Source organism: Achromobacter anxifer (genome assembly GCF_903652925.1).
GTDB classification, from domain to species: domain Bacteria; phylum Pseudomonadota; class Gammaproteobacteria; order Burkholderiales; family Burkholderiaceae_B; genus Achromobacter; species Achromobacter anxifer.
Genome location: NZ_CAHLAR010000003.1, coordinates 370,191 through 396,797 on the forward strand (window position 1 = coordinate 370,191; position 26,607 = coordinate 396,797).

The following is a 26,607-nucleotide window of genomic DNA, read 5'->3' on the forward strand; positions in this document are numbered from 1 at the left end:
TTTTCGCCACATTATTCCCTCCGCTTGCGGCGCGCCGCGCCGCCATACGTCCATGACCCAGATCACTCAATTTCCCTTCGTATCGGTTTCGGGCGCGCCCGAAGCCCGCGGCCGTTCCTATGGCCAGCAAGCCGCCGACCGCGTGCGCAAGAGCGCCAAGATGTATGGCCAGACGCTGGTCGACCTGGGCTACGACGCCATGGCGCGCACCCAGCTCATCAACAGCTTCGCGCGCGAGATCGAGAACTTCGCGCCGCACTACCTGGAAGAAATGCGCGGCATCGCCGCCGGCGCCGACGTGCCGTTCGAAGACATCGTGATGGTGAACGCCCGCACCGAGGTCATCGCCAAGGCCCGCGCCGAGAAGAAGAAGGCCGCCGAACTGGAGCCGGGCGACGGCTGCACCGGCGCCCTGATCCTGCCGACGCGCTCGGCCAACGGCCGCCTGATCCATGGCCAGAACTGGGACTGGCGCGCGGAATGCGCCGAGACCGCCATCGTGCTGCGCGTGCGCAACGACAACGGCCCCGACATCCTGACCTTCGTCGAGGCCGGCGGCCTGGCGCGCAGCGGCCTGAACAGCGCCGGCGTTTCGATCACCGCCAACTACCTGGAGTCGGACCGCGACTTCCGTCAACTGGGCGTGCCGCTGTCACTGATCCGCCGCAAGGTGCTGGAACAGGAACACTTCGCGCTGGCCATCAAGGCCGTGGCGACCACGCCCAAGTCCTGCTCCAACAACATCATGATCGGCATGGCCGCGGGCTTCGGCGTGGACTATGAATGCACCACCGACGAAGCCTTCCCCATCTATCCGGGCAGCGACGACCTGATCGTGCACGCCAACCACTGGGTCAGCGAAGTGGCCCTGGGCAAGCTGCGCGACACGGGCCGCGCCAGCACGCCGGAAAGCGCCTACCGCGACTGGCGCGTGCGCCGGCTGCTGAACGAAGCGTCCAAGCTGACGCGCGAGGACCTCAAGCGCGCGCTGTTCGACGACTTCGGCACGCCCTATTCCGTCTGCCGTCCGCCGCGCCCGGGCAGCCATGACAACCTGTCGGCCACGGTCGCCATGGTCATCATGGAGCCGGCCGCCGGGCTGATGGAAGTCGCGCCGCTGCCGGCACTGAACCGCACTTTCACCCGCTACAGTCTGACCGCCGAACCCGAACTGCTGGCCGCCGCCTGAGCGGCGCGCGCCCGCGCAACCCCAAGGGAGACGTATCAATGAAAAAAAACATATTGGACGCCGCGGTTGCGCTGGCACTGGGCGCGATGGCCGGCGCGGCGTGGGCGCAATCCGCCCCGCCGCTGCGCATTTCGCTCACGGCCGACATCCGCTCCACCGAGCCCGGCGTCAACCGCGACAGCAATAGCGACGCGGTGGTGCTGCACATCGTCGAAGGGCTGGTGGCCTATGGCGAGGACGCCGAGGTGCGCCCCCTGCTGGCCAAGTCGGTCGACATCAGCCCGGACGGCAAGACCTATACCTTCAAGCTGCGCGACGGCATCAAGTTCCATAACGGCAAGCCGATGAGCTCGGCCGACGTGCTGTGGACCTGGCAGCACTACACCGCCGCCAATTCCGGCTGGCGCTGCGCCAGCGAGTTCGACGGCCGCGGCGCGGTCAAGGTGACAGGCGTGGAAGCGCCGGACACGCAGACCGTGGTCTACCACATCGACAAGCCCAGCAGCCTGTTCCTGGCGACGCTGGCGCGCGCCGACTGTGGCGGCACCGGCATCCTGTCCAAGGATTCGGTGCGCGCGGACGGCAGCTGGGACAAGCCCATCGGCACCGGCCCGTTCGAACTGGCGGAGTGGAAGCGCGGCGAGTACGTGCGCCTGACGAAGTTCGCCGGCTATTCGAACCTGGACGGCAAGCGCGACGGCTACACAGGGTCGAAGCGGCCGCTGGTGGATGAGGTGCGCTTCCTGATCGTGCCGGACGATTCCACCGCCAAGGCGGCCTTGCAGCGCGGCAATATCGACATCATCGAGGACGTGTCCAACAGCGACGTGCCGGTGTTGCAGGCCACGCCCAACGTCAAGGTGGCGCATGCGCCGGTGATGAGCATGACGGCGCTGCTGATGCAGACCAAGGATACGGTGCTGGCCAATCCCAAGATGCGCCAGGCCCTGGCCCACGCCATCGACTACCAGCAGCTGGCGGCGGCCGTGACCGAGGGCCTGGCCCAGCCCAACAATTCGATCGTGCCTCTGGTGTCGCCCTACCACGACGCGGCGCAGAAGCAGGGCTGGAACTACGATCCGGCGCTGGCGCAGAAGCTGTTGGGCGAGGCGGGCTACAAGGGGCAGGAACTGACGATCCTGACCACCAAGCGCTATCCCCAGTCGTACAACTCGGCGGTGATCATCCAGGCGATGCTGCAGGCGGTGGGCGTGAAGGCGCAGCTGTCGGTGGTGGAATGGGCGACGCAGCTGGACCGCTATAACGCGGGCACTTACCAGATGATGACGTTCCCCTATTCGGCGCGGCTGGACGCGGCGCTGAACTACGAGATGGTGACGGGGGACAAGGCGAAGCAGCCGCGCAAGGTCTGGGACAATCCGGCGGCGCTGAAGCTGATCGAGACGGCGTCGGCGGATACGGCTCCGGCGAAGCGGCAGGCTTCGTTCGATCAGCTGCATAAGTTGTTCCTGGCGGATGTGCCTAGCATTCCTTTGTATAACGGGTTGGATATTGGGGCTTATCGGGGGGATATCAGGGGGTATCAGCCTTGGGCGGTTAAGAAGCCTCGGGCTTGGGAGGTGGAGAGGGTGGCGGCGCCTTGAAGCTGTCTTTGTTGCTGCTGCTGTTGGTGTCTTCGTAGGCCGCCCGGCGGCTCGGCCCTCTGGGCGGCGAGCGCCCACGATTGCGGTCCGGAGCCTTCGCTCCGGACTGCCCCGTCGTCATCGTCGTCACCGCCTACGGCGGCTCCTTCCGATTCCCTCGGGCGCATCGAGGTTGCTCGCCACCCAGAGGGCCGAGCCGCCAGGCTACGGGTTTCTTGGTTTGCTGCGCCGTCGGACCTGTGGGTGGGGGAGAGGTTTGCGGGGCCCGCTGCTTGCGGCCGCGCGGGCGGCCGCAAGCAGCTTACGTGGTGGTGGAGCGTCGGGGCGGGGTGCGCTGGCGCGCTGGCGGGGGGGCTCGGTTTTGCTGGCCGCGTTTTGCTGATCGCGTTTTTGCTGTTCTTGCTCTTGCTGTTCTTGGTTTTGCTGCTGTTGCTTTTGCCGTTCCTGCTTTTGCCGTCTTTTCTGTTCCTGCTTTTGCTGCCCTCGCATTTGCTGTTCTTGCTTTTGCCGTCCTCGCTTCTGCCCTCCGCGCTTTTCCCTTCCTCCTAGTCCCCCCCTCCCGCGTTTCCCCCTTCCGCTCTTCACGCCCCCTCTCTGATCGCCTCTCAGCCTCGGTCATGCCTATTAGGGATACTACTGGTATCTCTTTGGGATACCAGTGGGGTACCTTCTCATCCGTTGCGCGGGACGGCAACTTGGAGTCTCTGTCGTTCGCGCCTTTTTCTTACTTGCAATACACATGAACGCTACGCAACGCACCTATCAAACGCTGCTGGACCAGATCGTTTCGCGCCGGATTCCGGCGGGGGAAGTGCTGGAGGAACGCCGTCTGGCGGATGAGCTGGAGGTGTCGCGGACGCCTTTGCGGGCGGCCATGAATCGGTTGTTGGGCGAAGGCATGCTGGAGCGGCTGTCCAACGGGTCGATCGTGGTGCGCTCGTTTGGCGTAACGGATCTGCTGGAACTGCTGCAGATCCGCAGCCTGCTGGAAAGCGAGGCGGCGGCGATGGCGGCCAGCCGGATTCCGGCGGAACCGCTGGAAGGGCTGCGCGCGCGGTTGCAGGCGTTGCTGGATGCGCAGACGCCGGACGAGAAATCGGACTGGGAGGTCGATAACGCCCTGCATGACCTGGTGGCGGCGTACTGCGGCAACCGGAATCTGGCGGCGATGATCACGGCGGCGCGGCGGCAGGTGCGGATGTGCGATGTGGAGCGCTTGCCGCAGCGGCAGGTGCAGGCGCGCGAGGAGCATCTGGCGATCGTCGAAGGGCTGTTGTCGGGCGATTCGGCTCGTGCGCGGCAGGCGATGGCGGCGCATCTGGAGAACGTGCGGCGCAGCTATGTCAACTCGTTGGGATATCTGAGCCATGGCGCCTGACGCCGGCGGCGCGTTGCGCTTGATCCGCCCCCTGCCGCTCACGCCCGAGGCGTTCGCGCCGTATGGCGAGGTGATCGCGCACCAGGGTTCGGAGCGCCGCCACCATCTGACCGAGCCCATGCGGCATGGGCCCGAGGTGACGCGGCACGCGAGCTGGGTGAGCCGGGTGCAGGCGGCGGCGCCAGGGCCGGTCGAGATCCGGCTGATGGAACGACATCGCTACGCGGCGCAGAGCTTCGTGCCGCTGACGGCCTCGCCCTATCTGGTCGTGGTGGCGCCGACCGGGGCTGACGACCTGCCCGACATGGCGCGGCTGGAGGCCTTTCTCGCCAGCGGCAGTCAGGGGGTGTGCTACCGCCTGGGCACCTGGCATCACGGCCTGACTGTGTTGCAGGGGCCGGCGGAGTTCCTGGTCCTGATGGGCCAGACCGGCCGCGGCGATGACGACGAGTTCTGGCAGGCGCCGGCTCCGCACGCGCTTGTTTCGATTTCCGATTGACCTTCCACCGATGACTGGCCCGCTATGACTACCGATTATCCGCATTTGCGCCGCGACTTCGTCGGCTACGGCGCCAACCCGCCCGATCCCCGTTGGCCGGGCGGCGCGCGCCTGGCGCTGAACCTGTGCATCAACTACGAGGAAGGCGGCGAGCCTTCGGTGCCTGACGGCGATGCCGAATCCGAGACCGGGCTGACCGAGGGCGGCGCGGGTGGCTTCGCGGGGCGCGATCTGGCGGCCGAATCGATGTTCGAGTACGGCAGCCGCATCGGCTTCTGGCGGGTGCATCGCCTGCTGCAGGCGCGCGGCATGACGGCCACGATACTGGGCTGCGGCCTGGCGCTGGAGCGCAATCCGGAAGTCTGCGAGGCGATCAAGGCCGCTGGCTATGACGTGTGTGCGCACGGCTGGCGCTGGGAACGGCACCAGAACCTGACGCTGGAAGAGGAACGCGAGCGCATCCGCCGCACCGTGGAATCGATCACCCGCACGGTGGGCTCGCGCCCCCTGGGCTGGTACTGCCGCTACGGCCCCGGCCTGAACACGCGCGCCCTGCTGGCCGAGGAAGGCGGCTTCCTCTACGACTCCGACACCTACAACGACGAGCTGCCCTACTGGACCCGGGTCGGCGGCAAGCCCCACCTGCTGGTGCCCTATGGCCTGGCCAACAACGACGCCAAGTTCATCCGCGGCGGCATGGCCACGGGCCAGGACCTGTTCGAGTACCTGCGCGATGCCTTCGACATGCTGTACGAGGAAGGCGCCACGGCTCCCAAGATGATGTCCGTGGGATTGCACCTGCGGCTGGTCGGCCAGCCCGGACGGGCGGCGGGACTGGCGCGATTCCTGGACCACGTGGCGGCGCACGGCGATGTCTGGGTATGCCGCCGCGCCGACATCGCGCGCCATTGGCATGCGCACCATCCGGCCGGCCAGGACGCCGCGCGCTGATTCGTTTTCTGCATCGCCCACGTTTTCTCATCAGGAGAGCAGTATGTCGAAGTACCAGAAAATCAATCGCCGCGGCCTGCTGGCCACGGCCCTGGCCGGATTGCTGGCCCTGGGCCTGAGCCCGGCCGCGCACGCCGAGGCCTATCCCAGCAAGCCCATCCGCATCGTCGTGCCCTTCCCGCCTGGCGGCGCGGCCGACACGCTGGCGCGCGCGCTGTCGCAGCAGCTGAACGACACGCTGGGCAAGCAGGTCATCGTGGAAAACCGCGCCGGCGCGGGCGGCACCATCGGCACCAATGCGGTGGCGCGGGCGGAGCCGGATGGCTACACGCTGCTGCTGGGCAATGTGTCGACGCTGGCGATCGCGCCCAGCCTGTATCCGAACCTGAACTACGACCCCGTGAAGGACTTCACGCCCATCACGCTGGTGGGCAAGAGCCCGCTGGTCTTCGCGGTCAATCCAAGCCTGCCGGCGAAGAACCTGCCGGAACTGATCGCCCTGGCCAACAAGGACCCGGGCAAGCTGACCTTCGGCTCTTCCGGCGCGGGCAGCATCACCCACCTGACGGGCGAAGTGCTGAACCTGGCCACGGGCGGCAAGCTGGTGCATGTGCCGTACAAGGGCAGCTCGCCGGTGCTGCTGGCGGTGGCCTCGGGCGAGCTGAGCATGGGCGTGACCCAGGTGGTGGAAATGCTGCCGCAATACAAGGGCGGCCGGGTCGGCGCCGCAGCCGTGACGGGCCTCGAAAAATCGCCCGCCCTGCCCGAGGTCTCGACCGCGGCTTCGCAGGGCGTGAAGGGGCTGGAAGCCACCACCTGGTACAGCCTGATGGCGCCTGCGGGCGTGCCTGCGGAAGTGGTGCAGCGCCTGCATCCGGCGCTGGAGAAAGTGCTGTCCAACGCCGAACTGCGCAAGCGCTTTTCCGACGAAGGCCTGATCCTGGAGGCGTCCACGCCGGCCGAACTGGGCGCTTTCCTGGGCAATGAGGTCCGCGACTGGGGCACGGTGATCAAGCAGGCCGGCGTCAAGCTCGACTAGCGCCTGTACTCGTCGGCCGGCCGGTGCGCGGCAAACGCGCCGGCCGCTGGATGGCCGGGCCGGCGGACAGCCGGCCGCTGAGCCTCCGGGCCGCTGAGCCTCCGGGCCGCTGGGCCGCAAGCGCGGCCCGGCCCGGACCTCACGGTCTTACTTGCCGTCACGCACCGTGGTTTCCCAGGCGCGCGGCTTGCCTTCCCATACCGAGAAGCCTTCGGTGCGCTTGCTGGAAGCCCAGGCGTCGGCGCCGTTGTACAGCATCAGCATCGGCGTCTGCTCCAGCATCAGGGCGTGCAGCTGGTCGAACAGCGCCTGGCGCTTGGCCGGATCGGATTCCAGGAAGCTCTCGTCGATCAGCTTCTGCGCGGCGGGATCGTCCCAGACCTTGCGCGGCTGCTTGGCCTTGTCGCCGGCGAACTGCTCGAAGCTCAGCGATGGATCCAGGCGCGACGAGAACGAGAACGAGCTGATCTGGTACTTGCCGGTGTTGTAGCGGTCCAGCTGCGTGGCCCATTCCAGCACCTCGATCTTGGCGTTGATGCCCACGGCCTGCATCATGGCCTGCGCGATCACCGCCACCTGGTAGCTGGGCACGTGGGCGCGCTTGTTGGCGTAGATGACCACGGGCTCGCCCTTGTAGCCCGCTTCCTTCAGCAGCTGCTGCGCCCGCGCCGGGTCGTACTTGTAGCCGCGCTTCTCCGCGTCCTTGTAATAGGCCGAGCCCGCATAGACGGCGGAGTTGTTCAGCTGGCCCAGGCCTTCGGAGGCGGCGGCCACGACCTGCGGAATATCCAGCGAGGCTGCGATGGCCTGGCGGATCTTCACGTTCTTCAGCACCGGATCCTCGGTCTGGAACAGCAGCACGTGCTTGACCGCGTCATGCGGGCTGAACACGTTCAGGTTCTTGGCGCTCTTCAGCTCGCCCACGTCGGTGTTGGTGATCTGCGCGGCGTCGATGGCGCCCGACAGCAGACCGGCCTTGGACGTGGAGGGATCCGGCACCACCAGGAACTTCACCTCTTCCACCAGCGGGCGCTTGGAGCCCACGTAGCCGTCCGGCTTGTCGCCGCCGGGCGAGACATAGTCCTTGAAGGCCGACATCAAGGTGTATTCGCCGCGTTTCCAGTCCTTGAACATGTAGGGGCCGGTGCCGACCGGCTTGATCCAGGAGCCGTCGGCGGCGACCGAATCCTTGGAAATGATGGCCGTCATGCCACAGTCGGTGCGGGCCAGGGAATCCAGGAACACCGCGGACTTGCGGTCCACCTTCATCACCACGGTCTGGGCGTCGGGCGCGGACACGTCCGTCACCTTCAGGCCGTTGCGGCCGTCGAAGTCGCTGCGGCAGCGCCAATCCGTCTTCGGATCCATGTAGCGCTGCCAGCTCCAGAGCACGTCGGCCGAGGTCAGGGTGGCGCCGTTGTGGAACTTGACGCCGTCGCGCAGCTTGAAGGTGTAGGTCAGGCCGTCGTCCGACAGGTCGACCGACTTGGCCAGCAGCGGGCCGACGGTGCCGTTCTCGCGATAGCCGACCAGGCCCTCGACGATGTTGAGGATCACGCCATCGGTGGTGTTGTCGCGGTTGACGCCGGGGTTGGTCGAGCGGATGTCGGCCGGCTGGGCGATGGTGAGCATCGCGGCCTGGGCCGAGCCGGCGGCGGCCAGCGCCAGGCTGAGCGCGAGCGCTCTGGGTACGAAAAGGTGGTGCATGCAAAGACTCCCCGGCGTGCGGCGCAAAATTCACGCATATATTGGCGCCAAAATTAGCTGCTCATTATGGGCGGAATATGGCGCGCCGCTATCGGGGCTATCCCTGAAAGTGGCGCCGGAATGAAAAACGGCGGCCCCTGTCAGGGGCCGCCGCATGCGTGGGGCAGAAATCGCCGGACGCGCGTCAGGAGATATCCTGCCCCACGTGCTGGGCGATGATCTTCTGCAGGCGCTTGACGTCGCGCGCCTCCAGGGCGTCCACCATGTCGAAGTGTTCGCGCGCGGACAGCTCGATGCGCGAGCGCGTCACCCATTCCTTGGCCGGCGCGGCCGGACCGCGGGCGCGGGTTTCGTGGATCAGCGCGACCAGCTCGCGGTTGCCGCACATGTCGTACATGCCCGCGTGGAAAGCCAGGTTGACCTCGTACTGCTCCAGCAGCGTGCCATCCTGCAGCAGCTTGGCGAAGCGTTCGGCCAGGGTGCGCAGCGCCCGCACCTTGGCGGCCGTGACGTTGGGCATCAGGTCGGCCGCCGCGCCCGTCTCCAGCAGGATGCGGATGTCGCGGATCTGCAGGTGCTGGTCGGGGTCCATGGCGTAGACGTGGTAGCCCCGGTTCGGGATGTGCGCGATCAGCCGCTTGGCGGCCAATTGGTCTAACGCCCGCCGGACGTCCAGACGCTTGGCGTCATAGCGTTCCTGCAGGTCGATCTGTTTCAGCCAGGCGCCGGGACCGTACACGCCCGCCTGTATATCCTGGGCAATGCGATCAACCAGCCCGGGCTGTGCCGTTGCCGCTTTCGGCATGGACCACTCCCGTCTATCAAATCCGAAGCGCGTATTTTATGCGTAAGTCCCGCGGGCGACGGCGCGGGCGCCGCCCCCTGGGAAACCCTTCCCCCGATCAGGCGCGAGCCTGCAATTCCTCGGGCCGGTCCAGCCGCCAGCGCAGGCGCACGCCGCCGGTATCGGTGGCTTCCAGCGCCGGAATCGCCGACAGCAGGCTGCGGGTGTACTCCTCTTGCGGCTGGTCGAACACGGCGTCGCGCGAACCCTGTTCGACGATGCCGCCGTCGCGCATCACCACCACGCGGTCGGCCACCTGCTCCACTACTCCCAGGTCATGGCTGATGAACAGGCAGGAAAAGCCGTGGCGCTCCTGCAGGTCGGCGAACAGGTCCAGCACCTGCGCCCGCACGGTCACGTCCAGCGCGGACACCGGCTCGTCGGCAATGACGAAGGCCGGGCGGCGCACGATGGCGCGGGCGATCGCCACGCGCTGGCGCTGCCCGCCGGACATCTCGTGGGGATAGCGCTTGGCGTACTCGGAGCCCAGCCCGACCTCGGCCAGCACTTCGTCGACCCGGCGGCGCTTGTCCGCGGCCGGCATGTCGTCCAGCATGCGCAGGCCCTCGCCCACCAGCTGGCCGATGGTCATGCGCGGATCCAGCGAGGAATACGGGTCCTGGAACACCATCTGGCAGTTCAGCCGGTAGTCGCGCCAGGAGGCGGAACGGCGGCTGACGGACTGGCCGCGGAACAGGATCTGGCCCGAGGTCGGCGCCAGCAGCCCGGCGATGGCCCGGCCCAGCGTGGTCTTCCCGGAACCCGAACCGCCCACCACCGCCACCACCTCGCGCGGCCTGACGTGCAGGTCGATGCCGCCGAGCGCGCGCTTGGCGCCCGTGCGCGAGAACAGCCGCTGGTGCCCGGCGTAGTCCACCACCAGGTTCTTCACTTCGACGATGGGCGCTTCCTTGCCCACCTGCCGCGCCGGCAGCCGGCGCGGCATGGCGTCCAGCAGCTTGCGCGTATAGGGATGCTGCGGCCGTTCCAGGATGGCGGCCGTGGCGCCGGTCTCCAGCACCTTGCCGTGCTGCATCACCACCATGCGTTCGGTATAGCGCGCCACCATGGGCAGGTCGTGGCTGATCATCAGCACCGCGGTGTTGTGCTCGCGGGTCAGGTCCACCATCAGTTCCAGCACGTCGCGCTGCACCACCGCGTCCAGCGCCGTGGTGGGCTCGTCGGCGATCAGCAGCGCGGGCTCCAGCAGCATGACCGACGCCAGCATCATGCGCTGGCGCATGCCGCCCGAGAACTCGTGGGGCCAGGCTTCCATCGCCCCCTTGGGATCGCGGATGCCGACCCGGCGCAGCATTTCCAGGATGCGTTCGCGCCGCGCCGCCGCGGACAGGTCCTTGCGGTGCAGCTTCAGGCCTTCGTCGAGCTGGCGGCCGATGGGCATGGACGGGTTCAGCGAGGTCATCGGCTCCTGAAACACCATGCCGATGCGCGCCCCGCGCAGCTTGCGCAGCGCGGCCGGCGCACCCTTCGTCACTTCCACGTCTTCGAATTTGATGGAGCCGCCCGCCACCACCAGCGGCGATGGCGTCAACCCCATGATGGCGCGCGCGGCCTGGGTCTTGCCGCTGCCGGACTCGCCGACGATGCCGACCATTTCGCCCGGCGCCACCTCGAAGGACACGCCGCTGACGATTTCCCGGCCGCCGGCCCCCACCGTCAGGGACAGATTCGATACGGATACCAATGCGCTCATTGCACGCCCCTCATGCGGGGATCGAGACGGTCTCGCACCGCGTCGCCCAGCAGATTGATCCCCAGCAGCGCGAGCGCGATGGCCAGGCCGGGAAGAATGGAAAGATAGGAGGCCTGCGCCATGAAGGGCCTGGCCGCGGCCAGCATGTTGCCCCAGGTCGGCGCGGGCGGCGGCACGCCCAGGCCCAGGAAGGACAGCGCGCTTTCCGCCAGGATGACCCAGCCGAACATGGAGGTGGCCAGCACCGTCAGCGGCGCCACGCAATTGGGCAGCACGTGGCGGAACATGGTGTAGAGCTCGGAGTTGCCCAGCACGCGCGAGGATTCGATGAACTCCTTCTCGCGCAGCGACAGCACCGTGCCGCGCACGATGCGCGTCACCGACGGCGTGTAGGCCAGGCCCAGCGCCAGGATGATGCCGTACTTGTTGGCGCCCACCACCGCCAGCAGGCCCAGCGCCAGCAGCAAGCCGGGAAAGGCCAGCAGCGCATTGTTGAAGGCCATGATAATGCGGTCGGTCCAGCCGCGCACGAAACCCGTGAGGGTGCCGATGGCGGTGCCCGCGACGATGGCGAAGGTCACCGTCAGCAGGCTGATCCAGACGCTGCTGGAGGCGCCAGCCAGCAGGCGCGACAGCTCGTCGCGTCCGAACTCGTCCGTGCCCAGCAGGAATTCTCCGCCGGGCGGCCGGAGCCGGGCCACGAAGTTGATCTTGAGCGGGTCGTGCGGCGTCCAGAAGGCGCCCATGATGGCCGCCACTATCATCAGCGCCACGATCACGCCGCCCAGTAGCGCGTTGGCTGCGATTCGCTTTTTCATTCGGCGGTCACTCTCGGGTCGAAGATGGGATAGCAAAGGTCGATGAACAGGTTCACGATCACGTAGACCACGCCCACGAACAGCAGACAGCCCTGGATCACGGGGTAATCGCGGGCGAAGATGGAATCCACCAGCAGGCGTCCCAGCCCGGGGATGGTGAACACGGTTTCCACCACCGCGATGCCGCCCAGCAGGTTGCCCAGCACCAGGCCGATCAGCGTCCAGGTCGGGCCGAAGGCGTTGCGGAACGCGTGGCGCATCAGCACCGCGGATTCCGACAGGCCCTTGGCGCGCGCATGGGTGATGTAGTCCAGGCGTAGCACTTCCAGCGTGCTGGCCCGCGCCATGCGCATCAGCACGCCGATCTCATGCAGGAACAGCGTCAGGATGGGCATGGCCAGGTACAGCAGGCCGGCCTTCCAGTCCTCGCCGATGGACACGTAGCCCACCACCGGCAGCCATTGCAGCTTCAGGCCGAAGAAGATCAGCAGCAGCAGGCCCAGCCAGAAGGTCGGGATCGACACCAGCAGCGTGGCCGTGCCCACCAGGAACAGGTCGGGCGCCTTGTTCTGCTTCCAGGCGGCGATCATGCCGGCGGGCACCGCCACCAGCGCGGCGAACAGCACCGCCACCACCACCACGCGGCCGCTGATCAGGAAGCGGTCCCACACCAGCGGCAGCACCGGCTGGCCGGTGTTGATGGACGAACCCAGGTCGCCGTGCAGCATATTGCCGAACCAGATGCCGAACTGGGTCAGCCAGGTCTGGTCCAGGCCCAGCCGCGCCCGCAGGTCGGCCAGCGCCGCCGGCGTCGCCAGGTCGCCCAGCAACAATTGGGCGGGATCGCCCGGGATGAGCCGGATCATCACGAACACCGCCACCGCCACGATCAGCAGTGTCGGTATGGCCATGACAATACGGGACAGCGCGAAACGCAACATGGCCCTCTCCTATTCCTCGTCGCGGACTCGCGGACGGCCGCGAGCGCCGCTTGCGGCGATCTCAGTTGCCTTCATGCCGCATCTTGCGCAAGGCGGCGGCCAGGAAGTCCTGCACCTGGCCCACGCATTTCAAGCCGTCGTGCGGCACGTTATCCACCACGTCCAGCGTCGCGTTCACGCCGGCCGCCTCGAACGAGCGGCGCAGCGATTCCAGGCGTTCCGGACGGTTCTTGCCGGCGGAGTTGGCGCCGGGCATGAAGAACTTGCCGCCTTCGCGGTGGGTGATTTCCCAGGTCTCCAGGTCAGCCTTGCCCACGATCATGTGCACGGCCACCTGCTTGAGCGCCTCGATATCGACGGGCTTGCCGAAACGCGCCTGCGCGTCGCGCACGCCCACCCACCAATCCTGGGTCGGGTCCAGCAGCGTGACCGAACCCGGCGCGCCGATCGAGACCGCCCACAGGCGTTCCGGGTGCAGGTAGGCGAAGCGGTTCACGAACTGGCCGCCGCCGGAATAGCCGAACAGGCCGAACTTCTCGAAATTGCAGCCGAACTTCTCGCCCACTTCCGCCACCATGTCCAGCAGGACCTGGTCGTAGTGGATGTCGCCTTCGCGCAGTTGCTTGAAGCCGTCGCGGTTGCCGTCGCCCAGCGGGCTCACGGGGAACAACGGGCACAGCACGATGCAATCGTTCCAGCGCGCGAACTCCGCGAAGGCGTCGCGGTATTCGACGAAGGCGCGGCCGGTGCCGTGCATGATCACCACCAGTTGCATCGGATGCTTGGCGCTGTCGATGTGCGGCGGCACGTAGGTGCAATAGGAAAAGCGCGGGTCGCTGCGCGCCGCGTAGACGGTGCTGTGGCCCAGGTCGTACATGGCCCGCGCGCGGGCGGCGTCGGGCTGGATGGCGGGTGCTGCGTTGGACTGCATGATTTCCTCGTTTCCATGGCCGCTCGGGCGGGTCCATGGTCTGTGCCGGTGATCGAAATAATGTTCACATAAATTGGCGCCAATTTTAGGCGCATGGATTCCGGCGCAACAAGGCAGGGGATTCCCTAGGAATGTAAAAAAGGAGCGCCGCGGCGCTCCTTTTTGGCGCAGGCGGAGGCGCCTGCCCGCTTCAGCCTCGTTTGAACAGCCGCTTGGCGAGGCTGACCGCGCCCAGCACCACGGCCCCGGCCACAATGCCGAACAAGGCGTTGAGCAGCGTCGCCGTCAGCGCCTGTACCAGGCCGCCCCCACCCACCGCGGCGGCAGCCTGATCGACTGCGGCCTGCACCGGCGCGATGCCGTGAGTCAAGATGGCGCCGCCCACCATGAACATGGCGGCAGTGCCGAGCACCGAGAGCGTCTTCATCAGATAAGGCGCCGCGCCCACGATGCCCCGGCCCAGCCACGCCATGGCCTGGGACGACTTCTGGCTCAGGTAGAGGCCCAGGTCGTCCAGTTTGACGATGCCGGCCACCAAGCCGTAGACCCCGACCGTCATGGCGATGGCGATGAGCGACAGCACCAGCACCTGGCGGGTGAAGTCCGCGTCCGCCACCGCCCCCAGGCTGATGACGATGATTTCCGCCGACAGGATGAAGTCGGTGCGCACCGCGCCTTTGATCTTGTCGCGCTCGAAGGCCACCATGTCCACCGAGCCGTCCTGCAGGGCCTGGGCGCGCGCCGCGTGGTTGCCCTCGCTGGAATCGCCATGCGGCAGGAACTTGTGCGCCAGCTTCTCGACGCCCTCATAGCAGAGGAAAGCCCCGCCCACCATTAGCAGGGGCGTCACGGCCCAGGGCGCGAAGGCGCTGATCAGCAGCGCCGCCGGCACCAGGATCAGCTTGTTGATGAAGGAGCCCTTGGCCACCGCCCAGACCACCGGCAGCTCGCGGTTGACCGGCACGCCGCTGACCTGCTGGGCATTGAGCGCCAGGTCGTCGCCCAGCACGCCGGCCGTTTTCTTGGCCGCCACCTTGGTCATGACGGACACGTCGTCAAGAATGGTGGCGATATCGTCGAACAGTGCGAAAAAACTGCTTCCGGCCATCGGGCGTCCCCTGTACCCCAAAAAGGTTTTTGGAGTGTACAGGGCGCGCGCCCGCGCGGCCCTAACCGTGGCCGCGGGTCGCCATGCCGGCGGCGTTCTCGAACAGGATGTTGTTTTCCAGGTGGATGTGCGCCATCAGGTCTTCCTTGAAGGCGCGCAGCCCAAGGTACAGCGCCCGCCAGGTATTGCAGGCGGCGCGCGGCAGCGTGATGCCGTTGGTCAGTGCCAGCAGCCGTTCCAGCGCCACGCCGTGGTCGTCGTGTTCGGCGCGCATGACCATGATGGGCATGCCGGCCATGGCGCCATGGCCGCGGGCCAGCATCGGGAACAGCACCTGCTCCTCCTTCTGCATATGGCTTTCCAGTTCCTGCTGCATGCCGCGCAGATGTTCGGCCAGCCCGGTCGGGCAGTCCGGGCTGTCGGCGTGCACCTGCTCCACCTTCAGCGCCAGCCGGATCAGTTCGGGCAGCTGCTGGCGATGCACCTCGTGATAGCGCGCCAGGATGTGATCGACCAGCTCGGCGGTCGAGGCCTGGCCCCAATCGGTCTCCTGGGACGGGTTGCGCGCCAGCTCGGCCAGGCGCGCCTCGATCTGCGCCGCGTCCAGCGAGCGCTGGGCCGCCGCCTCGGCCAGGCTCTTCTTGCCGCCGCAGCAGAAATCCAGCTGGTATTCATGAAACACCTGGGTAGCGCCAGGGATGCTGCGGGCCAGTTGGCCCAGGGATTGTTCGGCGAGGTTCATTTCGTCTCTCCATGGTTCGTGACGGGTACCAGGACAGATGCGAAAAGCGTGCCAGAAAAAACTTGCGGTTTATCAAGGAATTACCAAATAAAGGGTAGATATGACCCTGGCAACCCGGGGTTCAAATCACCCCCAACGGTAAGATTGACCCATGCAAAACCTGCTGCTCGCCGATCTCGTCGCCGATCTTCCTCCCGCAGTCCGCCTGCAGCGGCTGGTCTCCAGCCTGCGCACGCATTTCCGCTGCGGCGCCGTGGCGCTGCTGCAGTTGGAAGAGGACCACCTGCGTCCCATCGCGGTGGACGGCCTGACCCAGGACGCGCTGGGACGCCGCTTCGCGGTCCAGCAGCATCCGCGGCTGGCGGCCATCCTGGCGCGGCGCGGGGTCACCTGCTTTCACCACGACAGCACCCTGCCCGATCCCTATGACGGGCTGATCAACGGCATGGCGGGCGAACCGCTGCCGGTGCACGACTGCATGGGCACCAGCCTGCATATCGAAGGCCGGCCCTGGGGCGTGCTGACCCTGGACGCGCTGGAGGTCGGCACCTTCGACGCCGAGGCCCAGTCCGACCTGCGCGACTACATCGTGCTGCTGGAGGCCGCGCTGCGCACCACCCGGCTGGAGGCGGAGATCCGGGCGCTGCGCGTGGCGCGCGGCGCCGAGCCCGCGGACAGCGCGGTCGCCGACAGCAACGAGATCCTGGGACAAAGCGCCGCCATCGGCCGCCTGCTGCACGAGATCCAGGTGGTGGCGGATTCCGAGCTGCCCATCCTGCTGCTGGGCGAAACCGGCGTGGGCAAGGAACTGTTCGCGCACCGCGTGCACCGCCTGTCGCGCCGCCGCGACAAGCCGCTGGTGCACGTGAACTGCGCCGCCCTGCCCGAATCGCTGGCCGAAAGCGAATTGTTCGGCCACGCCAAGGGCGCGTTCTCGGGCGCCGTGGCCGACCGTCCCGGCCGCTTCGAGGCCGCCAACGGCGGCACGCTGTTCCTGGACGAAGTGGGGGAACTGCCGCTGCTGGTGCAGGCCAAGCTCCTGCGCACCTTGCAGAACGGCGAAATCCAGCGCCTGGGCGACGACCGCCCGCGCCGCGTCGACGTGCGCATCCTGGCCGCCACCAACCGCAGCCTGCGCGACCTGGTGCGCGCCGGCGATTTCCGCGCCGACCTGTACCACCGCCTGTCGGTCTACCCGATTCCGATTCCGCCGCTGCGCGAACGCGGCAATGACGTGCTGCTGCTGGCCGGCCGCTACCTCGAACTGAACCGCGCGCGGCTGGGCCTGCGCAGCCTGCGGCTGTCGCCGGAAGCCGAGGACATGCTGCGCCGCTACCGCTGGCCCGGCAATGTGCGCGAACTGGAACACGTCATCAGCCGCGCCGCGATCAAGGCCGTCAGCCATGGCGCCACGCGCAACGAGATCGTGACCCTGGGCGCCAAGCTGCTGGACCTGTCCGACGGCGACATGCCCCTGGCGGCGCCGCAAGACGACGCCGAAGCGCCCGCTCCCGCCGGCCCGGAACAGACGCTGCGCGAGGCGGTGGACGCCTGCCAGCGCCAGGCCATCCGCCGGGCGCTGGACACGCATCAGGGCAACTGGGCCCACGCGGCGCGCGCGCTGGGCGTGGACTCCAGCAACCTGCACAAGCTGGCGCGGCGCATCGGGCTGAAGGGCTGAGGCTTCAGGCCGCCAGTTCGTCGAACTGCACCTTGCCGCCCTGCATCACCAGCGGAATGCGCTCGCCCTGGCCCAGCAGGCAGGACACGTCGCGCAGCGGATTGCCGTCCACCACCAGCATGTCGGCGAACGCGCCCGGCGCGATGCGGCCCAGCTTGTCCCTCATGCCCAGCACTTCGGCGCCCACCAGCGTGGCGCTGGCGATCACGGCCTGCGGCCCCAGCACCTCGGCGCGCAGGCGGAACTCGTCGCTCTGCAGCCGGTGCGACGGCCCCAGCAGGTCCGTGCCGAAGCCCATGGCGACGCCCGCGTCGCGGTAGATTTCCAGCGAATGCAGGCCGGCGTTGCGCACCTGCGCGATCTTGGCCACGCTGTCCACGGGCAGGCCGAGATCCGCGCCTTCCGTGGCCAGCGCCTCGTAGGTCACGAGCGTGGGCACCACATAGGCCCCGCTATCCGCCATCAGCCGCGCGGCCTCGGCGTCGACCAGGTTGCCGTGCTCGATGGTGCGCACGCCGCAGCGCACGGCCCGCGCGATCGCGTCCGCGGTATAGGCGTGGGCCAGCACATAGGTCTGGCGGGCGCGGGCCTCGGCCACGATGGCTCGGATCTCGTCTTCCGAATAGCCCCAGGCGCCCACCGGATCGGTCGGCGAAGCCACCCCGCCCGATGCCATGATCTTGATCTGGTCCGCGCCCATCTGCAGTTCCTGGCGCACGGCGCGGCGCACCTCGTCCACGCCGTCGGCCACGCGCGCCAGCGCCCCGACCCGCACGCAGCAGGGACACGGCGAATCGCCCGGCATGAAGTCGGTGCGCGCGCGCCCGTCGCCGTGGCCGCCCGTCTGGCTCAAGGCCCGGCCGGACACGAACAGGCGCGGCCCCTGCACCAGGCCCTGCTCCACCGCCTGCTTGAAGGCATGGCCCGCGCCGCCCGCGTCGCGCACCGTGGTGAAGCCGCGCCGCAGCATGTCGCGCAGGATGGGCGCGGAGCGGAACGTCACCAGCACGTTGGGCATCGCCATCTGCTGCGGCAGATTCAGCTGCACCGCGATCACGTGCACGTGCAGGTCGATCAGGCCGGGCATCAGCGTCTTGCCCTTCAGGTCGATGACACGCGCCTTCGCCGCGGTCAGGGGCCGGTCCGAGACTTCCTTGACCAGGCCGTCCTCGACCAGCACGTCGTGGCCTTCCAATAGGTCGGGCCGGGCCGGGTCCAGCAGCGCGGCGTTCTTGAACAATGTGCTTTCCATGATGTTCCCTTGGTTCGGATGATGGATGCGTGTAGAAATCGGCAGCGGCGTTGCGGCGTCCGCGTCAGGCGCAGCACAGCGCCGGCAGCACCAGTTGGGCATAGGGCCGGCACGCGGCCGCGTCGTCTGGTCCGTACCAGTGCGCGGCGTGCAGCAGGTTCAGCGAGCCCACGGTGCGGCCGCGCCAGCGTATCGGCATGTTCAGCACGCTCTGGCAATCCAGCGATGCGATCAGCGCATGGTCGGAAAAGACCGCCTGCAGATCTTCCGGCGTGCGGCCGATGTAGGGTTCGCCCCGGTTCAACACGGTTTCGGTCCATGGCCCCGGGGCCAGGGTCTTGCTGCCGCCGGCGGGATAGGCCTCGGGCAGGTTCGAGTACAGCCGCGTCGCCAGGGCGGTGTCCGGGTCGTAGGACAGGATGGTGAACAGGCGGTGGCCGATGGCGGCGGCCAGGGCCCGGTCCGCCGCCGCGTACACCGCCTGCGGCTGGCCGGCGTCGGCATGCGCGCGCGCCAGGGCGTCCAGCGCCGGAATCACGCCCGCGCGGGCGCCGCTCATTTCACGCCTCCGGCCGCGATTTCCTCCAGCGAGCGTCCGCGCGTGGGCACGCCCATCAGCACCACCACCAGCGCGCCCAGCAGCAGGGTCACCGTGGTGGTGCCGAACACGCCCAGGAAACCGAAGTTCGGATACAGATAGCCCACCAGGATGGGCGAGACGATGGCGCCCACCCGGCCGATGGCGGAGGCCAGCCCCGCACCCGTGGTGCGCACCGCCGTGGGAAACACTTCCGCGGTGTAGGCGTACACGCCCGCATAGGTGCCGTTCATGAAGAACGACATCAGCACGCCGGCCAGCATGATCTGCCCGTCGCTGTGCGACAGCGCCAGGCCCAGCGCGCTGGCGCCGCCCAGCAGCATGTAGCTGGCGATGGTGGCCTGCCGGCCGATCTTCTCGTTGAGCCAGGCCGCGCTGAAATAGCCCGGCACCTGCGCGCAATACATGGCCAGCGAATACGAAAAGCTCTTGGTGATGCTCATCCCGCTCTCGACCAGCAGGCCGGGAATCCAGACGAAGAACGAGTAGTAGCTGAAGGTGATGGACAGCCACATGATCCAGGTCATGAAGGTGATGCGGGCCTGGCGGCCGGTGACCAGCAGCGCGAAATTCTCGCGCAGGCTGCCGCCGCCACGCGCGGGCTCGGCCGGTTCGGGCCGCGGCTCGGCCAGCGCGTGGCCGCGCCGCGTGAAGTCGGCCTCGATCCGGTCCAGGATGACGCCCGCCTCCTGCTCGCGGCCCCGGCTTTCCAGCCAGCGCGGCGACTCGGGCAGCGCCCGCCGCCACCACAGCAGCATCACGACGGGCAGCGCGGTGATCACCAGCACGATGCGCCAGCCGCTGGCGTGCGCCGGCACGATGAAATAGCCCAGCAACGCGGCCGCCACGAAACCGAACGAGAAGAAGCCCGCCAGCGCCCCGGTGAAGCTGCCGCGAAAGCGCCGCGCCACGAATTCCGCAAGATAAGGCGCGATGATGGCGCTCTCGGCGCCCGTGCCCATGCCCGCGACCACCCGCGCCGCGAAGAACGGCGGCCAGCTGTCCACCCAGGCGCTCACCAGCGACGCCACGCAATACAGCGCCAATGCCCACATCATCACCGCGCGCCGGCCGATCAGGTCGCCCAGCGTGCCTGCCAGCAAGGCGCCGAAGAAGAAGCCGATGAAAGTGCTGCTGCCCAAGAGGCCGATCTGCACGCTGCTCAAGCCCCACTCCGTGCGCAGCACCGGCAGGATGAACGCCAGCACGGCGGCGTCCATGGCGTCGAACATATAGCCCAGGCCGCCCATCAGCAGCAGATGCTTATGAAAACGCGCGAAAGGCAGGCGCTCGATCCGCGCCGAGATCATGGACATGCGGTTCCCCTGTAGTCGACGGTTGGTGCCCTATCCCGTAGATGCGCCCACACGAAATCCCCCCATGAACGCCAGAGCGTCGTTGCAAATCCTCGCGATACCTACGGGTATCGCTGCGGTTTGCGCCTAGCCCTGACGTTCATGGAGGAATTTCGTCATGCGGACGCATCTACGGGATAGGACACTGGAGCCGTACTTGATGAGAAAGCGCATGATAGGCACGCGTGATTTCATGAATCCAATTTATAGTAATGATGCCCTCTATCACTGATGTGAATACCCTTCCATGACCTTCCGCACCCTGGACCTGAACCTGCTCAAGGTCTTCGAAGCCCTGATGACCGAGGGCAGCGTCACGCGCGCGGCCAATGCGCTGTTCATGACCCAGCCCGCCGTCAGCAATGCGCTGGCCCGCCTACGCGAAAGCCTGGGCGATCCGCTGTTCGTGCGCGCCGGCAACGGCGTCATGCCGACCCAGCGCGCCGCCGTGCTGTGGAACGAGCTGGCCGAGGCGCTGGACCGCATGCGCGGCGCGCTCGACCCAGACGCCTTCGACCCGGCGCGCGCCAAGGTCGAATTCAGCCTGTCCATGTCGGATTACACGGCGGGCATCGTCATGCCGCCGCTATGCGGGCTGATGGCGCGCGCGGCGCCGCAGGCGCGCGTGCGCACCCTGCCCAACAATGTGGTGGACATTCCCGACCAGCTGGAAGACAACCGCGCCGACTGCGTGCTCAGCGCCTACATCAACGAAGCCCAGTACCCGGGCCATATCCGCTCGCGCTCGCTATGGCTGGTGGAGTACGCCTGCTTCATGCGCCGCGACCATCCGCTGGCCTCCATGAAACGCCTGAGCACGCGGGCCTTTCTGTCGGCGCGCCACGTGGACGTAAGCCTGGGCGGGCAGACACCGCCCTCGTATGACGTGTACCTGTCGGCGCGCGGCCTGTCGCGCGACGTGGCGGCCCTGGTCAACCACTACAACGTGGCCTACGAAATGCTGCGCCACACCGACATGATCGCGGTGCTGCCGCTGCATCTGGGCGCACTGACGCCGCACGCGCCCTATCTGCACGCCATGGCGCTGCCCATGCTCGCGCCGCCGCGCACCATCACGCTGTTCTGGCACCAGCGCAACGACACGGTGCCGGCGCAGCGCTGGCTGCGCCGGACCCTGGTGGACCTGTTCGCCAGCGGCGAGAACACCGCGACGCCGGCCGCCTGAGACTGGCGGCTGCTCAGCGCGCGGCCGCCAGCGCGTCCAGCACGATATCCGCCACCAGCTTGCCGGCCTCCCATTGCGGCATGTGGCCCGCATCCGGCAGCAGGTGCAGCGCGGTGCGGGGCGGCGCGTTCAGCGCGTGGCGCCAGGGAATGACGGCGTCGCGCCGTCCGTGGATCAGTGTGCAGCGGGATGACAGATTGGCCAGGTCCGGCACGATGTTCAATTGCTGCACGCCGTTCCAGCCCACCTCCCGGCACAGCTCGATCAGCGGCTCGCGCCGCGCCTGCGTGCTTTGCCGCAAGGCGTCGATGAAGTTTCCCGACGGCGTCATGCCGGTAACGGTCAGCTTCTGCAGTTCGCGCTGCACCGCCTCGTTGGTGGCGGCGTGCGTCATGCCCGTCAGGAATCCCTGGTCGATCTCGGTGCCCAGGCCGACCGGCGCGATCAGGATCAGGGCGCTGACGTCCATGCCGGGACGCGACGTGGCCCTGGCCGCCACCGCGGCGCCGAAGGAATGGCCGATCAAGGTCAAAGGCCCGGCGCACTGCGACGCGACCGTGTCGGCCACCGCATCGACGACCTGCTCGAAACGCGCCGCCTGCGAGCGCGTGGCGCCATGGCAAGGCAGGTCCATCGCCAGCACGCGCAGGCCGCCGCGGTTGAGCGCGTGCGCCAGGCTGGCCCAGGCGTCGCGGTCGCCGAACATGCCGTGGATGAGCACCGCCGTCTGGCTGGCGGGGCCGCTCCCTTCCCACACGCTGTACCGCACGTCGCCGTGGCGCGTGGCCGCCCAACCCTCACGCTTGTCCCCGGCCGCGCCGCGCGCCTGCATGCCCTCCACGCCCCTGGCGCCAGCCCGCTGCGGTCCCTCTCCGACATCGGCCACGGTCACGCGGCCATTCGGACCGGTCCCCTGCACCGCGTCCAGCGCTATGCCGCGCTCGGCCGCGACGCGACGGGCGGCGGGCGTGGCGAACTTGCGCGCTCCGGGCTGGGCGGAGTGCGTGGGGTGCGTAGATTGCGACACAGATTGCGGCGCGGGTTGCGAGGTGGCGTGCGCAACCGGCGGCAAGGGCGTTGCCACCGACGCGCCGCCGGCGGACGCAGCGACGGACGGCGTCTGCGCCGCGCTCGTCCCCGATCCAGGCGGCACTTCTCCTTCCATCTCGACTCTCGCGATCACCGTGTCCGCGTTGACGATGCCGTCCACCGCCACCAGGTGTTCCAGCATGATGCCGTCGTCATGCGCCGGCACCTCGATGATGGACTTGTCCGTCTCGATTTCGACCAGCACGTCGCCCGCCTTGAAGGCCTGGCCCGGCGTCACGATCCAGGCGACCAGGCGGGCCGCGTCCAGGGCCTCGCCTGTCGGCGGGACGACCATATCCAGCGTTCTCGTCATGCTTGTTCCTTCGTAGATCGATGCGCGTCCCGGCTGGCGGGACGCCCCTTGCCCCAACGCGGCCTCAGGCCGCTGGATTCATGAACTGGATGAACTCCGTGATGGCGCCCTCGGGCTCCATCAGGTAGAACACCTTGGTGCGTCCCTTGCGCATGACGCACGGCGAGGACACGGTCTCGTAGCCGGCGCGGGTGGCCTGTTCATACACCGCGTCCACGTCCTCCACCTCGAAGGCCATGTGGCTGTAGCCGAAGTCGCATTGGCGGCGCGCCTGCTTGTCGCCATCCGGCGTGTAGTACTTGAACAGCTCGACCCGGTATCCGCCGTGGCGCAGCATGGCCCAGCGCACGGTCGCGCCGGGCAGGCCCACCACCTCGGCCAGGGCGGGCTCGGAACGGTGGTCCATTTCTCCCTCCAGCTCGAAGCCGAGAAAGCCCGTGTAGAAATCCCGCGCGCGCTCGAAATCGTTGACGCAGATGGCCGTGTGATGCGCCGCCAGCAATTTGTCTTTCAGCATCCTTATCTCTCCCAGGCTCAGCGGGCGCCGCCGCGGCGGCTGTCCATGGACTTCAGGGCCGTCTCCACGGCCTGCGCGTCCGCCAGCGCCGCGCGCTCCAGCACCTTGGACACCACGGGCGAGGAATTGGCGCCCGTGACATGGACGATCTCGTGGTCCAGCCAGTCGAACAGCCGCGACTGCGCCTCGCTCGCCACGCGCGAGCCGATGGAGGTGCCGCGCGTGGTCTGTTCCACGATCATCAGCGCCTGCGTGCGCTTGACCCCGGCCGCGATGGTTTCCCAATCGATGCCCAGCGGGTCCAGCGTGCGCAGGTCTATCACCTGGGCGTCTATGCCGGTACGCTCCGCCGCCTGGCAGCAGACCTCGACCATGACGCCGTAGGTCAGGATGGTGCAGCGCGTCCCCTCGCGCGCGACGCGGGCCCGGCCGATGGGGACGATGTAGTCCCAGTCCTCGGCCGGCACCTTGTCCACCTTCTTGAAGAGGTCGTTGTATTCCACCATCAGGACCGGATCGTCGCAGCGCAGCGCGGCGTTGAGCAGGCCGATGTAGTCATAGGGCCGCGAAGGCGCCAGGATGCGCCATCCCGGGTACTGAGCGAACAGGCCGCTGGCGTCCATGGAATGCTGCGAGCCATAGCCGGTGCCCGCCGTGACCCGGCTGCGCACCAGCACCGGCACCGCGAACTTGCCGCCGAACATATGGCGCACCTTGGCGATCTGGTTGAACAGCTGGTCCGCCGCCACCAGCGCGAAGTCGGGGTACATGATCTCCACCACCGGGCGCATGCCGTTGAGCGCCGCGCCCAGCGCCAGGCCGGTGAAGCCGTTTTCGCAGATCGGCGTGCCGATGAGGCGTTCCGGGAAATGGTCGCCGATGTCCTTGGTGGCGCCGGCCGTGCCGCCCTTCAGGCGGTGCACGTCCTCGCCCAGGATGAAGATGCCGTCATCACGCCGCATGTTCAGCAGCATGGCGCGCGAGATCACGTCCTGGAACTTGGCGTCCGCCAGGCCGTCTTGCGCCTGCTCTTCCAGCTCCACCGCGCGCTGCCCCCGCAGTTCGCCCAGGTCGCCGCGGATGCCTCTGTCCACGCTGGCCGGGTCCGGCCACAGCTCGGGGCGGATGCGCTGCGCGGCCTCGTCGCCGTAGTTTTCCAGCAGCCGTTCCAGCGCGCCGTCTATCAGTTCATCGGCGCGGCGCTCCAGGCGCTCGATACCGGCGTCGTCGATCAGGCCCAGCGCTTTCAGCTGCGCCGGGAAGGTCTGGATGGGATCGCGCGCGCCCCAGGCCTCTTCCTCTTCCTTGTCGCGGTAACGGAAGGCGCTGCCCTTCAACGCGCCCGACTGGTGCAGGTAGCGGTAGGTCTGGGCCTCCAGCAGCACCGGTCCGCCGTCGCGGCGGATGATGGCGCGGGCCTCCTGCATCGCCAGCCTGGCAGCCACCACGTCCATGCCGTCGAACTCGATGGCCGGCACGCCCAGGGACAGGCCGCGCGCCGACAAACGGGTCTCGCGGGTCTGTTCGGACACATGGGTGGACACGGCGTACAGATTGTTCTCGACGAAGAAGATGGCGGGCGTGTTGTAGAGCGCCGCCAGGTTCATGGCCTCATAGGCGGCGCCGCTCTGCATGGCGCCGTCGCCGAAGAAGGCCACCGAAACGTGGTCGCGCCCGCGCAGCTTGTCGGCGAAGGCGTAGCCCACCGCATGCGAAGGGTTGCCGCCCACGATGGCGTTGGAGCCGTAGATGCCGGCCTCCGGATAGCGCAGGTGCATGGACCCGCCGCGCCCGCCGCAATAGCCCGGCGTCAGGCCCAGGATCTCGGCGTAGGTCCGGTAGACCACGTCGCGATGCGAGTCCAGCGTGGCCGAATCCAGCGGCGAATAGTCCGCCGGCGTGGCGTGGTTCAAGGCCTTGGCCAGGAACTGGTGGTGCATGCGGTGGGTGCCGTTGATCTTGTCGGCCGACTCCAGCACCGACATGGCGCCCACCGCGGCGCCGTCCTGGCCGATGCTGGAATGCGCGGGGCCGTGCAGAATGCCGGCCACGCTCAGCTTCAGCAACTTTTCCTCGAAGCGCCGGATCAGGATCAGCTGCTCCAGCATGCGGACCATCTCGCGCGGCTCGATCGCCTTCGCATCCGCGGCAGTGGCGCTGAGCCGCCACCAGGGCGTCTCGGTATGCAGGGCGGCAAGCCGGGGAGTCATTGCATCGTCTCCAGTACGGGAGGTTGATCCGGCGGCCCGGCGCTTGCCGGCCGTGCCCGCGGCATGGGCCGCGCCTTCATTGATGTGCTTCATCTACGCTTCCCTTCAGTGAGCCGCGGCCATGGCGGCATCCAGCGGTTCGGTTTCCTGCGCGCGCAGCAGCTTCCAGATGTGCGTGCGCAGGTGCACGAACGCCTCCATGTCCATCACGTCCTCGATCCGTTCCATGCTGTCCCAGTCCTCGCGCTTGCGCACGTCGGCCACGTTGATGATTTCCTTGATCTGGCCCGGGCGGCCCGTCAGCACCACCACGCGGTCGGACAGGTACACCGCTTCCTCCACGCTGTGCGTGATGAACAGCACGGTGCGCGGATTCAGCCGGGACAGCTTGACCAGTTCTTCCTGCATGACCACGCGTGTCTGGGCGTCCAGCGCGCCGAAGGGCTCGTCCATCAGCAGCACGTCGGGGTCCAGCGCGTAGCTGCGGGCAATGGCCACGCGCTGCTGCATGCCGCCGGACAGCTGGTGCGGATAGGCCTGTTCATAGCCCGACAGCCCCATCAGCTCGATGTAGCGAGCGACCGTCCGCGCTCGCGCCTCGCGCGAGGCGCCCTTGCACTTCAGGCCGAAGCCGATGTTCTCGGTCACGGTCTTCCAGGGAAACAGCGCAAACTGCTGGAACACGACGGCGCGGTCCGGCCCGGGCTCCTCCACCTCCTTGCCACCCACCCGCACGCTGCCGGCGGACGGAAACTCCAGACCGGCCGCCATGCGCATCAGCGTGGTCTTGCCGCAACCCGACGGCCCCACGATGGAGACGAATTCCCTTTCGCCCACCTCGAAACTCACGTCGTCCAGCGCCAGGAAGCTCTCGCCGCCCCGGCTGAACGTGCGCTGCACCCGTTCGAAAGTTATCTGACTCATGCTTGCGTTCCTTTTTT

23 protein-coding genes are annotated in these 26,607 nt (G+C 67.8%); 8 read left to right on the forward strand and 15 right to left on the reverse strand.

What is annotated here, in order from left to right; translation table 11 throughout:
• Positions 1 to 52: 52 nt before the first annotated feature.
• From HWY37_RS10935 to HWY37_RS10960, 6 genes are all read left to right on the forward strand, one after another.
• Complete coding sequence (locus HWY37_RS10935) at positions 53 to 1,189, forward strand: C45 family autoproteolytic acyltransferase/hydrolase (protein WP_175207938.1); 1,137 nt, start codon at positions 53 to 55, stop codon at positions 1,187 to 1,189.
• A 38-nt stretch (positions 1,190 to 1,227) separates the two neighbouring features.
• Positions 1,228 to 2,793, forward strand: coding sequence for an ABC transporter substrate-binding protein (locus HWY37_RS10940; RefSeq protein WP_176088613.1), 1,566 nt, complete (start codon positions 1,228 to 1,230; stop codon positions 2,791 to 2,793).
• Positions 2,794 to 3,532: 739 nt separating this feature from the next.
• Positions 3,533 to 4,171, forward strand: a complete 639-nt coding sequence (locus HWY37_RS10945; RefSeq protein WP_176088614.1) for a GntR family transcriptional regulator — start codon at positions 3,533 to 3,535, stop codon at positions 4,169 to 4,171.
• Positions 4,161 to 4,670 carry an ureidoglycolate lyase gene (locus HWY37_RS10950; RefSeq protein WP_246302254.1) on the forward strand — a complete coding sequence of 170 codons (510 nt, stop codon included), beginning with the start codon at positions 4,161 to 4,163 and terminating at the stop codon, positions 4,668 to 4,670. The genes HWY37_RS10945 and HWY37_RS10950 overlap by 11 nt, the downstream gene beginning before the upstream one ends.
• Before the next feature lie 24 nt (positions 4,671 to 4,694).
• A complete protein-coding gene (locus HWY37_RS10955) occupies positions 4,695 to 5,621 on the forward strand; it encodes an allantoinase PuuE (protein WP_176088615.1) in 927 nt (308 codons plus the stop codon).
• Between the two features lie 43 nt (positions 5,622 to 5,664).
• Entirely contained in the window at positions 5,665 to 6,660 is a 996-nt protein-coding gene (locus HWY37_RS10960) for a Bug family tripartite tricarboxylate transporter substrate binding protein (protein ID WP_176088616.1), read from the forward strand.
• A 147-nt stretch (positions 6,661 to 6,807) separates the two neighbouring features.
• Here HWY37_RS10960 and HWY37_RS10965 read toward each other — a convergent pair whose 3' ends face one another.
• The 8 genes from HWY37_RS10965 to ytfE all read right to left on the reverse strand — a co-directional run bounded on the left by HWY37_RS10965 (position 6,808) and on the right by ytfE (position 15,465).
• On the reverse strand, positions 6,808 to 8,367 hold the full coding sequence (locus HWY37_RS10965; RefSeq protein WP_176088617.1) for an ABC transporter substrate-binding protein: 1,560 nt from the start codon (positions 8,365 to 8,367) through the stop codon (positions 6,808 to 6,810).
• A gap of 184 nt (positions 8,368 to 8,551) precedes the next feature.
• A complete protein-coding gene (locus HWY37_RS10970) occupies positions 8,552 to 9,172 on the reverse strand; it encodes a GntR family transcriptional regulator (RefSeq protein ID WP_176088618.1) in 621 nt (206 codons plus the stop codon).
• Positions 9,173 to 9,269: 97 nt separating this feature from the next.
• Positions 9,270 to 10,925: an ABC transporter ATP-binding protein gene (locus HWY37_RS10975; protein ID WP_176088619.1), complete on the reverse strand. Its 1,656-nt coding sequence runs from the start codon at positions 10,923 to 10,925 to the stop codon at positions 9,270 to 9,272.
• Entirely contained in the window at positions 10,922 to 11,743 is an 822-nt protein-coding gene (locus HWY37_RS10980; RefSeq protein ID WP_175207930.1) for an ABC transporter permease, read from the reverse strand. The genes HWY37_RS10975 and HWY37_RS10980 overlap by 4 nt, the downstream gene beginning before the upstream one ends.
• Positions 11,740 to 12,684, reverse strand: a complete 945-nt coding sequence (locus tag HWY37_RS10985) for an ABC transporter permease (protein WP_175207929.1) — start codon at positions 12,682 to 12,684, stop codon at positions 11,740 to 11,742. Before HWY37_RS10985 ends, HWY37_RS10980 begins: the two co-directional genes overlap by 4 nt.
• Positions 12,685 to 12,745: 61 nt before the next feature.
• A complete protein-coding gene (locus HWY37_RS10990) occupies positions 12,746 to 13,615 on the reverse strand; it encodes an alpha/beta hydrolase family protein (RefSeq protein ID WP_176088620.1) in 870 nt (289 codons plus the stop codon).
• Between the two features lie 190 nt (positions 13,616 to 13,805).
• Positions 13,806 to 14,723 (reverse strand): DUF808 domain-containing protein, encoded by a 918-nt coding sequence (locus tag HWY37_RS10995; RefSeq protein WP_176088621.1) that lies wholly within the window; start codon positions 14,721 to 14,723, stop codon positions 13,806 to 13,808.
• Between the two features lie 61 nt (positions 14,724 to 14,784).
• Complete coding sequence (gene ytfE / locus HWY37_RS11000; RefSeq protein WP_176088622.1) at positions 14,785 to 15,465, reverse strand: iron-sulfur cluster repair protein YtfE; 681 nt, start codon at positions 15,463 to 15,465, stop codon at positions 14,785 to 14,787.
• A gap of 151 nt (positions 15,466 to 15,616) precedes the next feature.
• Between ytfE and norR the strand changes: the two genes are divergently transcribed.
• A complete protein-coding gene (norR, locus tag HWY37_RS11005) occupies positions 15,617 to 17,146 on the forward strand; it encodes a nitric oxide reductase transcriptional regulator NorR (RefSeq protein WP_175207925.1) in 1,530 nt (509 codons plus the stop codon).
• 4 nt (positions 17,147 to 17,150) lie between these two features.
• Here the strand turns inward: norR and HWY37_RS11010 are convergent, their stop codons facing one another.
• The 3 genes from HWY37_RS11010 to HWY37_RS11020 all read right to left on the reverse strand — a co-directional run bounded on the left by HWY37_RS11010 (position 17,151) and on the right by HWY37_RS11020 (position 20,312).
• On the reverse strand, positions 17,151 to 18,398 hold the full coding sequence (locus HWY37_RS11010; protein ID WP_176088623.1) for a metal-dependent hydrolase family protein: 1,248 nt from the start codon (positions 18,396 to 18,398) through the stop codon (positions 17,151 to 17,153).
• Between the two features lie 64 nt (positions 18,399 to 18,462).
• Positions 18,463 to 18,957, reverse strand: a complete 495-nt coding sequence (locus HWY37_RS11015) for a GAF domain-containing protein (RefSeq protein WP_176088624.1) — start codon at positions 18,955 to 18,957, stop codon at positions 18,463 to 18,465.
• Positions 18,954 to 20,312 (reverse strand): MFS transporter, encoded by a 1,359-nt coding sequence (locus tag HWY37_RS11020; protein WP_175207922.1) that lies wholly within the window; start codon positions 20,310 to 20,312, stop codon positions 18,954 to 18,956. The genes HWY37_RS11015 and HWY37_RS11020 overlap by 4 nt, the downstream gene beginning before the upstream one ends.
• 286 nt (positions 20,313 to 20,598) lie before the next feature.
• Between HWY37_RS11020 and HWY37_RS11025 the strand changes: the two genes are divergently transcribed.
• Positions 20,599 to 21,537, forward strand: a complete 939-nt coding sequence (locus tag HWY37_RS11025; protein WP_175207921.1) for a LysR family transcriptional regulator — start codon at positions 20,599 to 20,601, stop codon at positions 21,535 to 21,537.
• Positions 21,538 to 21,550: 13 nt separating this feature from the next.
• On the opposite strand, the gene HWY37_RS11030 is transcribed toward HWY37_RS11025, so the two are convergent.
• The 4 genes from HWY37_RS11030 to HWY37_RS11045 all read right to left on the reverse strand — a co-directional run bounded on the left by HWY37_RS11030 (position 21,551) and on the right by HWY37_RS11045 (position 26,590).
• Positions 21,551 to 22,939: an alpha/beta fold hydrolase gene (locus tag HWY37_RS11030; RefSeq protein ID WP_176088625.1), complete on the reverse strand. Its 1,389-nt coding sequence runs from the start codon at positions 22,937 to 22,939 to the stop codon at positions 21,551 to 21,553.
• 64 nt (positions 22,940 to 23,003) lie between these two features.
• Entirely contained in the window at positions 23,004 to 23,456 is a 453-nt protein-coding gene (locus tag HWY37_RS11035; protein WP_176088626.1) for a VOC family protein, read from the reverse strand.
• A gap of 17 nt (positions 23,457 to 23,473) precedes the next feature.
• The gene (locus HWY37_RS11040) at positions 23,474 to 25,759 is read right to left on the reverse strand and encodes an alpha-ketoacid dehydrogenase subunit alpha/beta (protein WP_246302255.1); all 2,286 of its coding nucleotides are present in this window, start codon (positions 25,757 to 25,759) and stop codon (positions 23,474 to 23,476) included.
• Positions 25,760 to 25,771: 12 nt separating this feature from the next.
• The gene (locus HWY37_RS11045; protein WP_175207918.1) at positions 25,772 to 26,590 is read right to left on the reverse strand and encodes an ABC transporter ATP-binding protein; all 819 of its coding nucleotides are present in this window, start codon (positions 26,588 to 26,590) and stop codon (positions 25,772 to 25,774) included.
• Positions 26,591 to 26,607 lie beyond the last annotated feature (17 nt).

What these genes read in the sequence shown, in the direction of transcription:
- HWY37_RS10935 (WP_175207938.1), top strand. Translation starts at nt 53, where the DNA reads ATGACCCAGATCACTCAATTTCCCTTCGTATCGGTTTCGGGCGCGCCC.
- HWY37_RS10940 (WP_176088613.1), top strand. Translation starts at nt 1,228, where the DNA reads ATGAAAAAAAACATATTGGACGCCGCGGTTGCGCTGGCACTGGGCGCG.
- HWY37_RS10945 (WP_176088614.1), top strand. Translation starts at nt 3,533, where the DNA reads ATGAACGCTACGCAACGCACCTATCAAACGCTGCTGGACCAGATCGTT.
- HWY37_RS10950 (WP_246302254.1), top strand. Translation starts at nt 4,161, where the DNA reads ATGGCGCCTGACGCCGGCGGCGCGTTGCGCTTGATCCGCCCCCTGCCG.
- HWY37_RS10955 (WP_176088615.1), top strand. Translation starts at nt 4,695, where the DNA reads ATGACTACCGATTATCCGCATTTGCGCCGCGACTTCGTCGGCTACGGC.
- HWY37_RS10960 (WP_176088616.1), top strand. Translation starts at nt 5,665, where the DNA reads ATGTCGAAGTACCAGAAAATCAATCGCCGCGGCCTGCTGGCCACGGCC.
- HWY37_RS10965 (WP_176088617.1), bottom strand. Translation starts at nt 8,367, where the DNA reads ATGCACCACCTTTTCGTACCCAGAGCGCTCGCGCTCAGCCTGGCGCTG.
- HWY37_RS10970 (WP_176088618.1), bottom strand. Translation starts at nt 9,172, where the DNA reads ATGCCGAAAGCGGCAACGGCACAGCCCGGGCTGGTTGATCGCATTGCC.
- HWY37_RS10975 (WP_176088619.1), bottom strand. Translation starts at nt 10,925, where the DNA reads ATGAGCGCATTGGTATCCGTATCGAATCTGTCCCTGACGGTGGGGGCC.
- HWY37_RS10980 (WP_175207930.1), bottom strand. Translation starts at nt 11,743, where the DNA reads ATGAAAAAGCGAATCGCAGCCAACGCGCTACTGGGCGGCGTGATCGTG.
- HWY37_RS10985 (WP_175207929.1), bottom strand. Translation starts at nt 12,684, where the DNA reads ATGTTGCGTTTCGCGCTGTCCCGTATTGTCATGGCCATACCGACACTG.
- HWY37_RS10990 (WP_176088620.1), bottom strand. Translation starts at nt 13,615, where the DNA reads ATGCAGTCCAACGCAGCACCCGCCATCCAGCCCGACGCCGCCCGCGCG.
- HWY37_RS10995 (WP_176088621.1), bottom strand. Translation starts at nt 14,723, where the DNA reads ATGGCCGGAAGCAGTTTTTTCGCACTGTTCGACGATATCGCCACCATT.
- ytfE (WP_176088622.1), bottom strand. Translation starts at nt 15,465, where the DNA reads ATGAACCTCGCCGAACAATCCCTGGGCCAACTGGCCCGCAGCATCCCT.
- norR (WP_175207925.1), top strand. Translation starts at nt 15,617, where the DNA reads ATGCAAAACCTGCTGCTCGCCGATCTCGTCGCCGATCTTCCTCCCGCA.
- HWY37_RS11010 (WP_176088623.1), bottom strand. Translation starts at nt 18,398, where the DNA reads ATGGAAAGCACATTGTTCAAGAACGCCGCGCTGCTGGACCCGGCCCGG.
- HWY37_RS11015 (WP_176088624.1), bottom strand. Translation starts at nt 18,957, where the DNA reads ATGAGCGGCGCCCGCGCGGGCGTGATTCCGGCGCTGGACGCCCTGGCG.
- HWY37_RS11020 (WP_175207922.1), bottom strand. Translation starts at nt 20,312, where the DNA reads ATGTCCATGATCTCGGCGCGGATCGAGCGCCTGCCTTTCGCGCGTTTT.
- HWY37_RS11025 (WP_175207921.1), top strand. Translation starts at nt 20,599, where the DNA reads ATGACCTTCCGCACCCTGGACCTGAACCTGCTCAAGGTCTTCGAAGCC.
- HWY37_RS11030 (WP_176088625.1), bottom strand. Translation starts at nt 22,939, where the DNA reads ATGACGAGAACGCTGGATATGGTCGTCCCGCCGACAGGCGAGGCCCTG.
- HWY37_RS11035 (WP_176088626.1), bottom strand. Translation starts at nt 23,456, where the DNA reads ATGCTGAAAGACAAATTGCTGGCGGCGCATCACACGGCCATCTGCGTC.
- HWY37_RS11040 (WP_246302255.1), bottom strand. Translation starts at nt 25,759, where the DNA reads ATGAAGCACATCAATGAAGGCGCGGCCCATGCCGCGGGCACGGCCGGC.
- HWY37_RS11045 (WP_175207918.1), bottom strand. Translation starts at nt 26,590, where the DNA reads ATGAGTCAGATAACTTTCGAACGGGTGCAGCGCACGTTCAGCCGGGGC.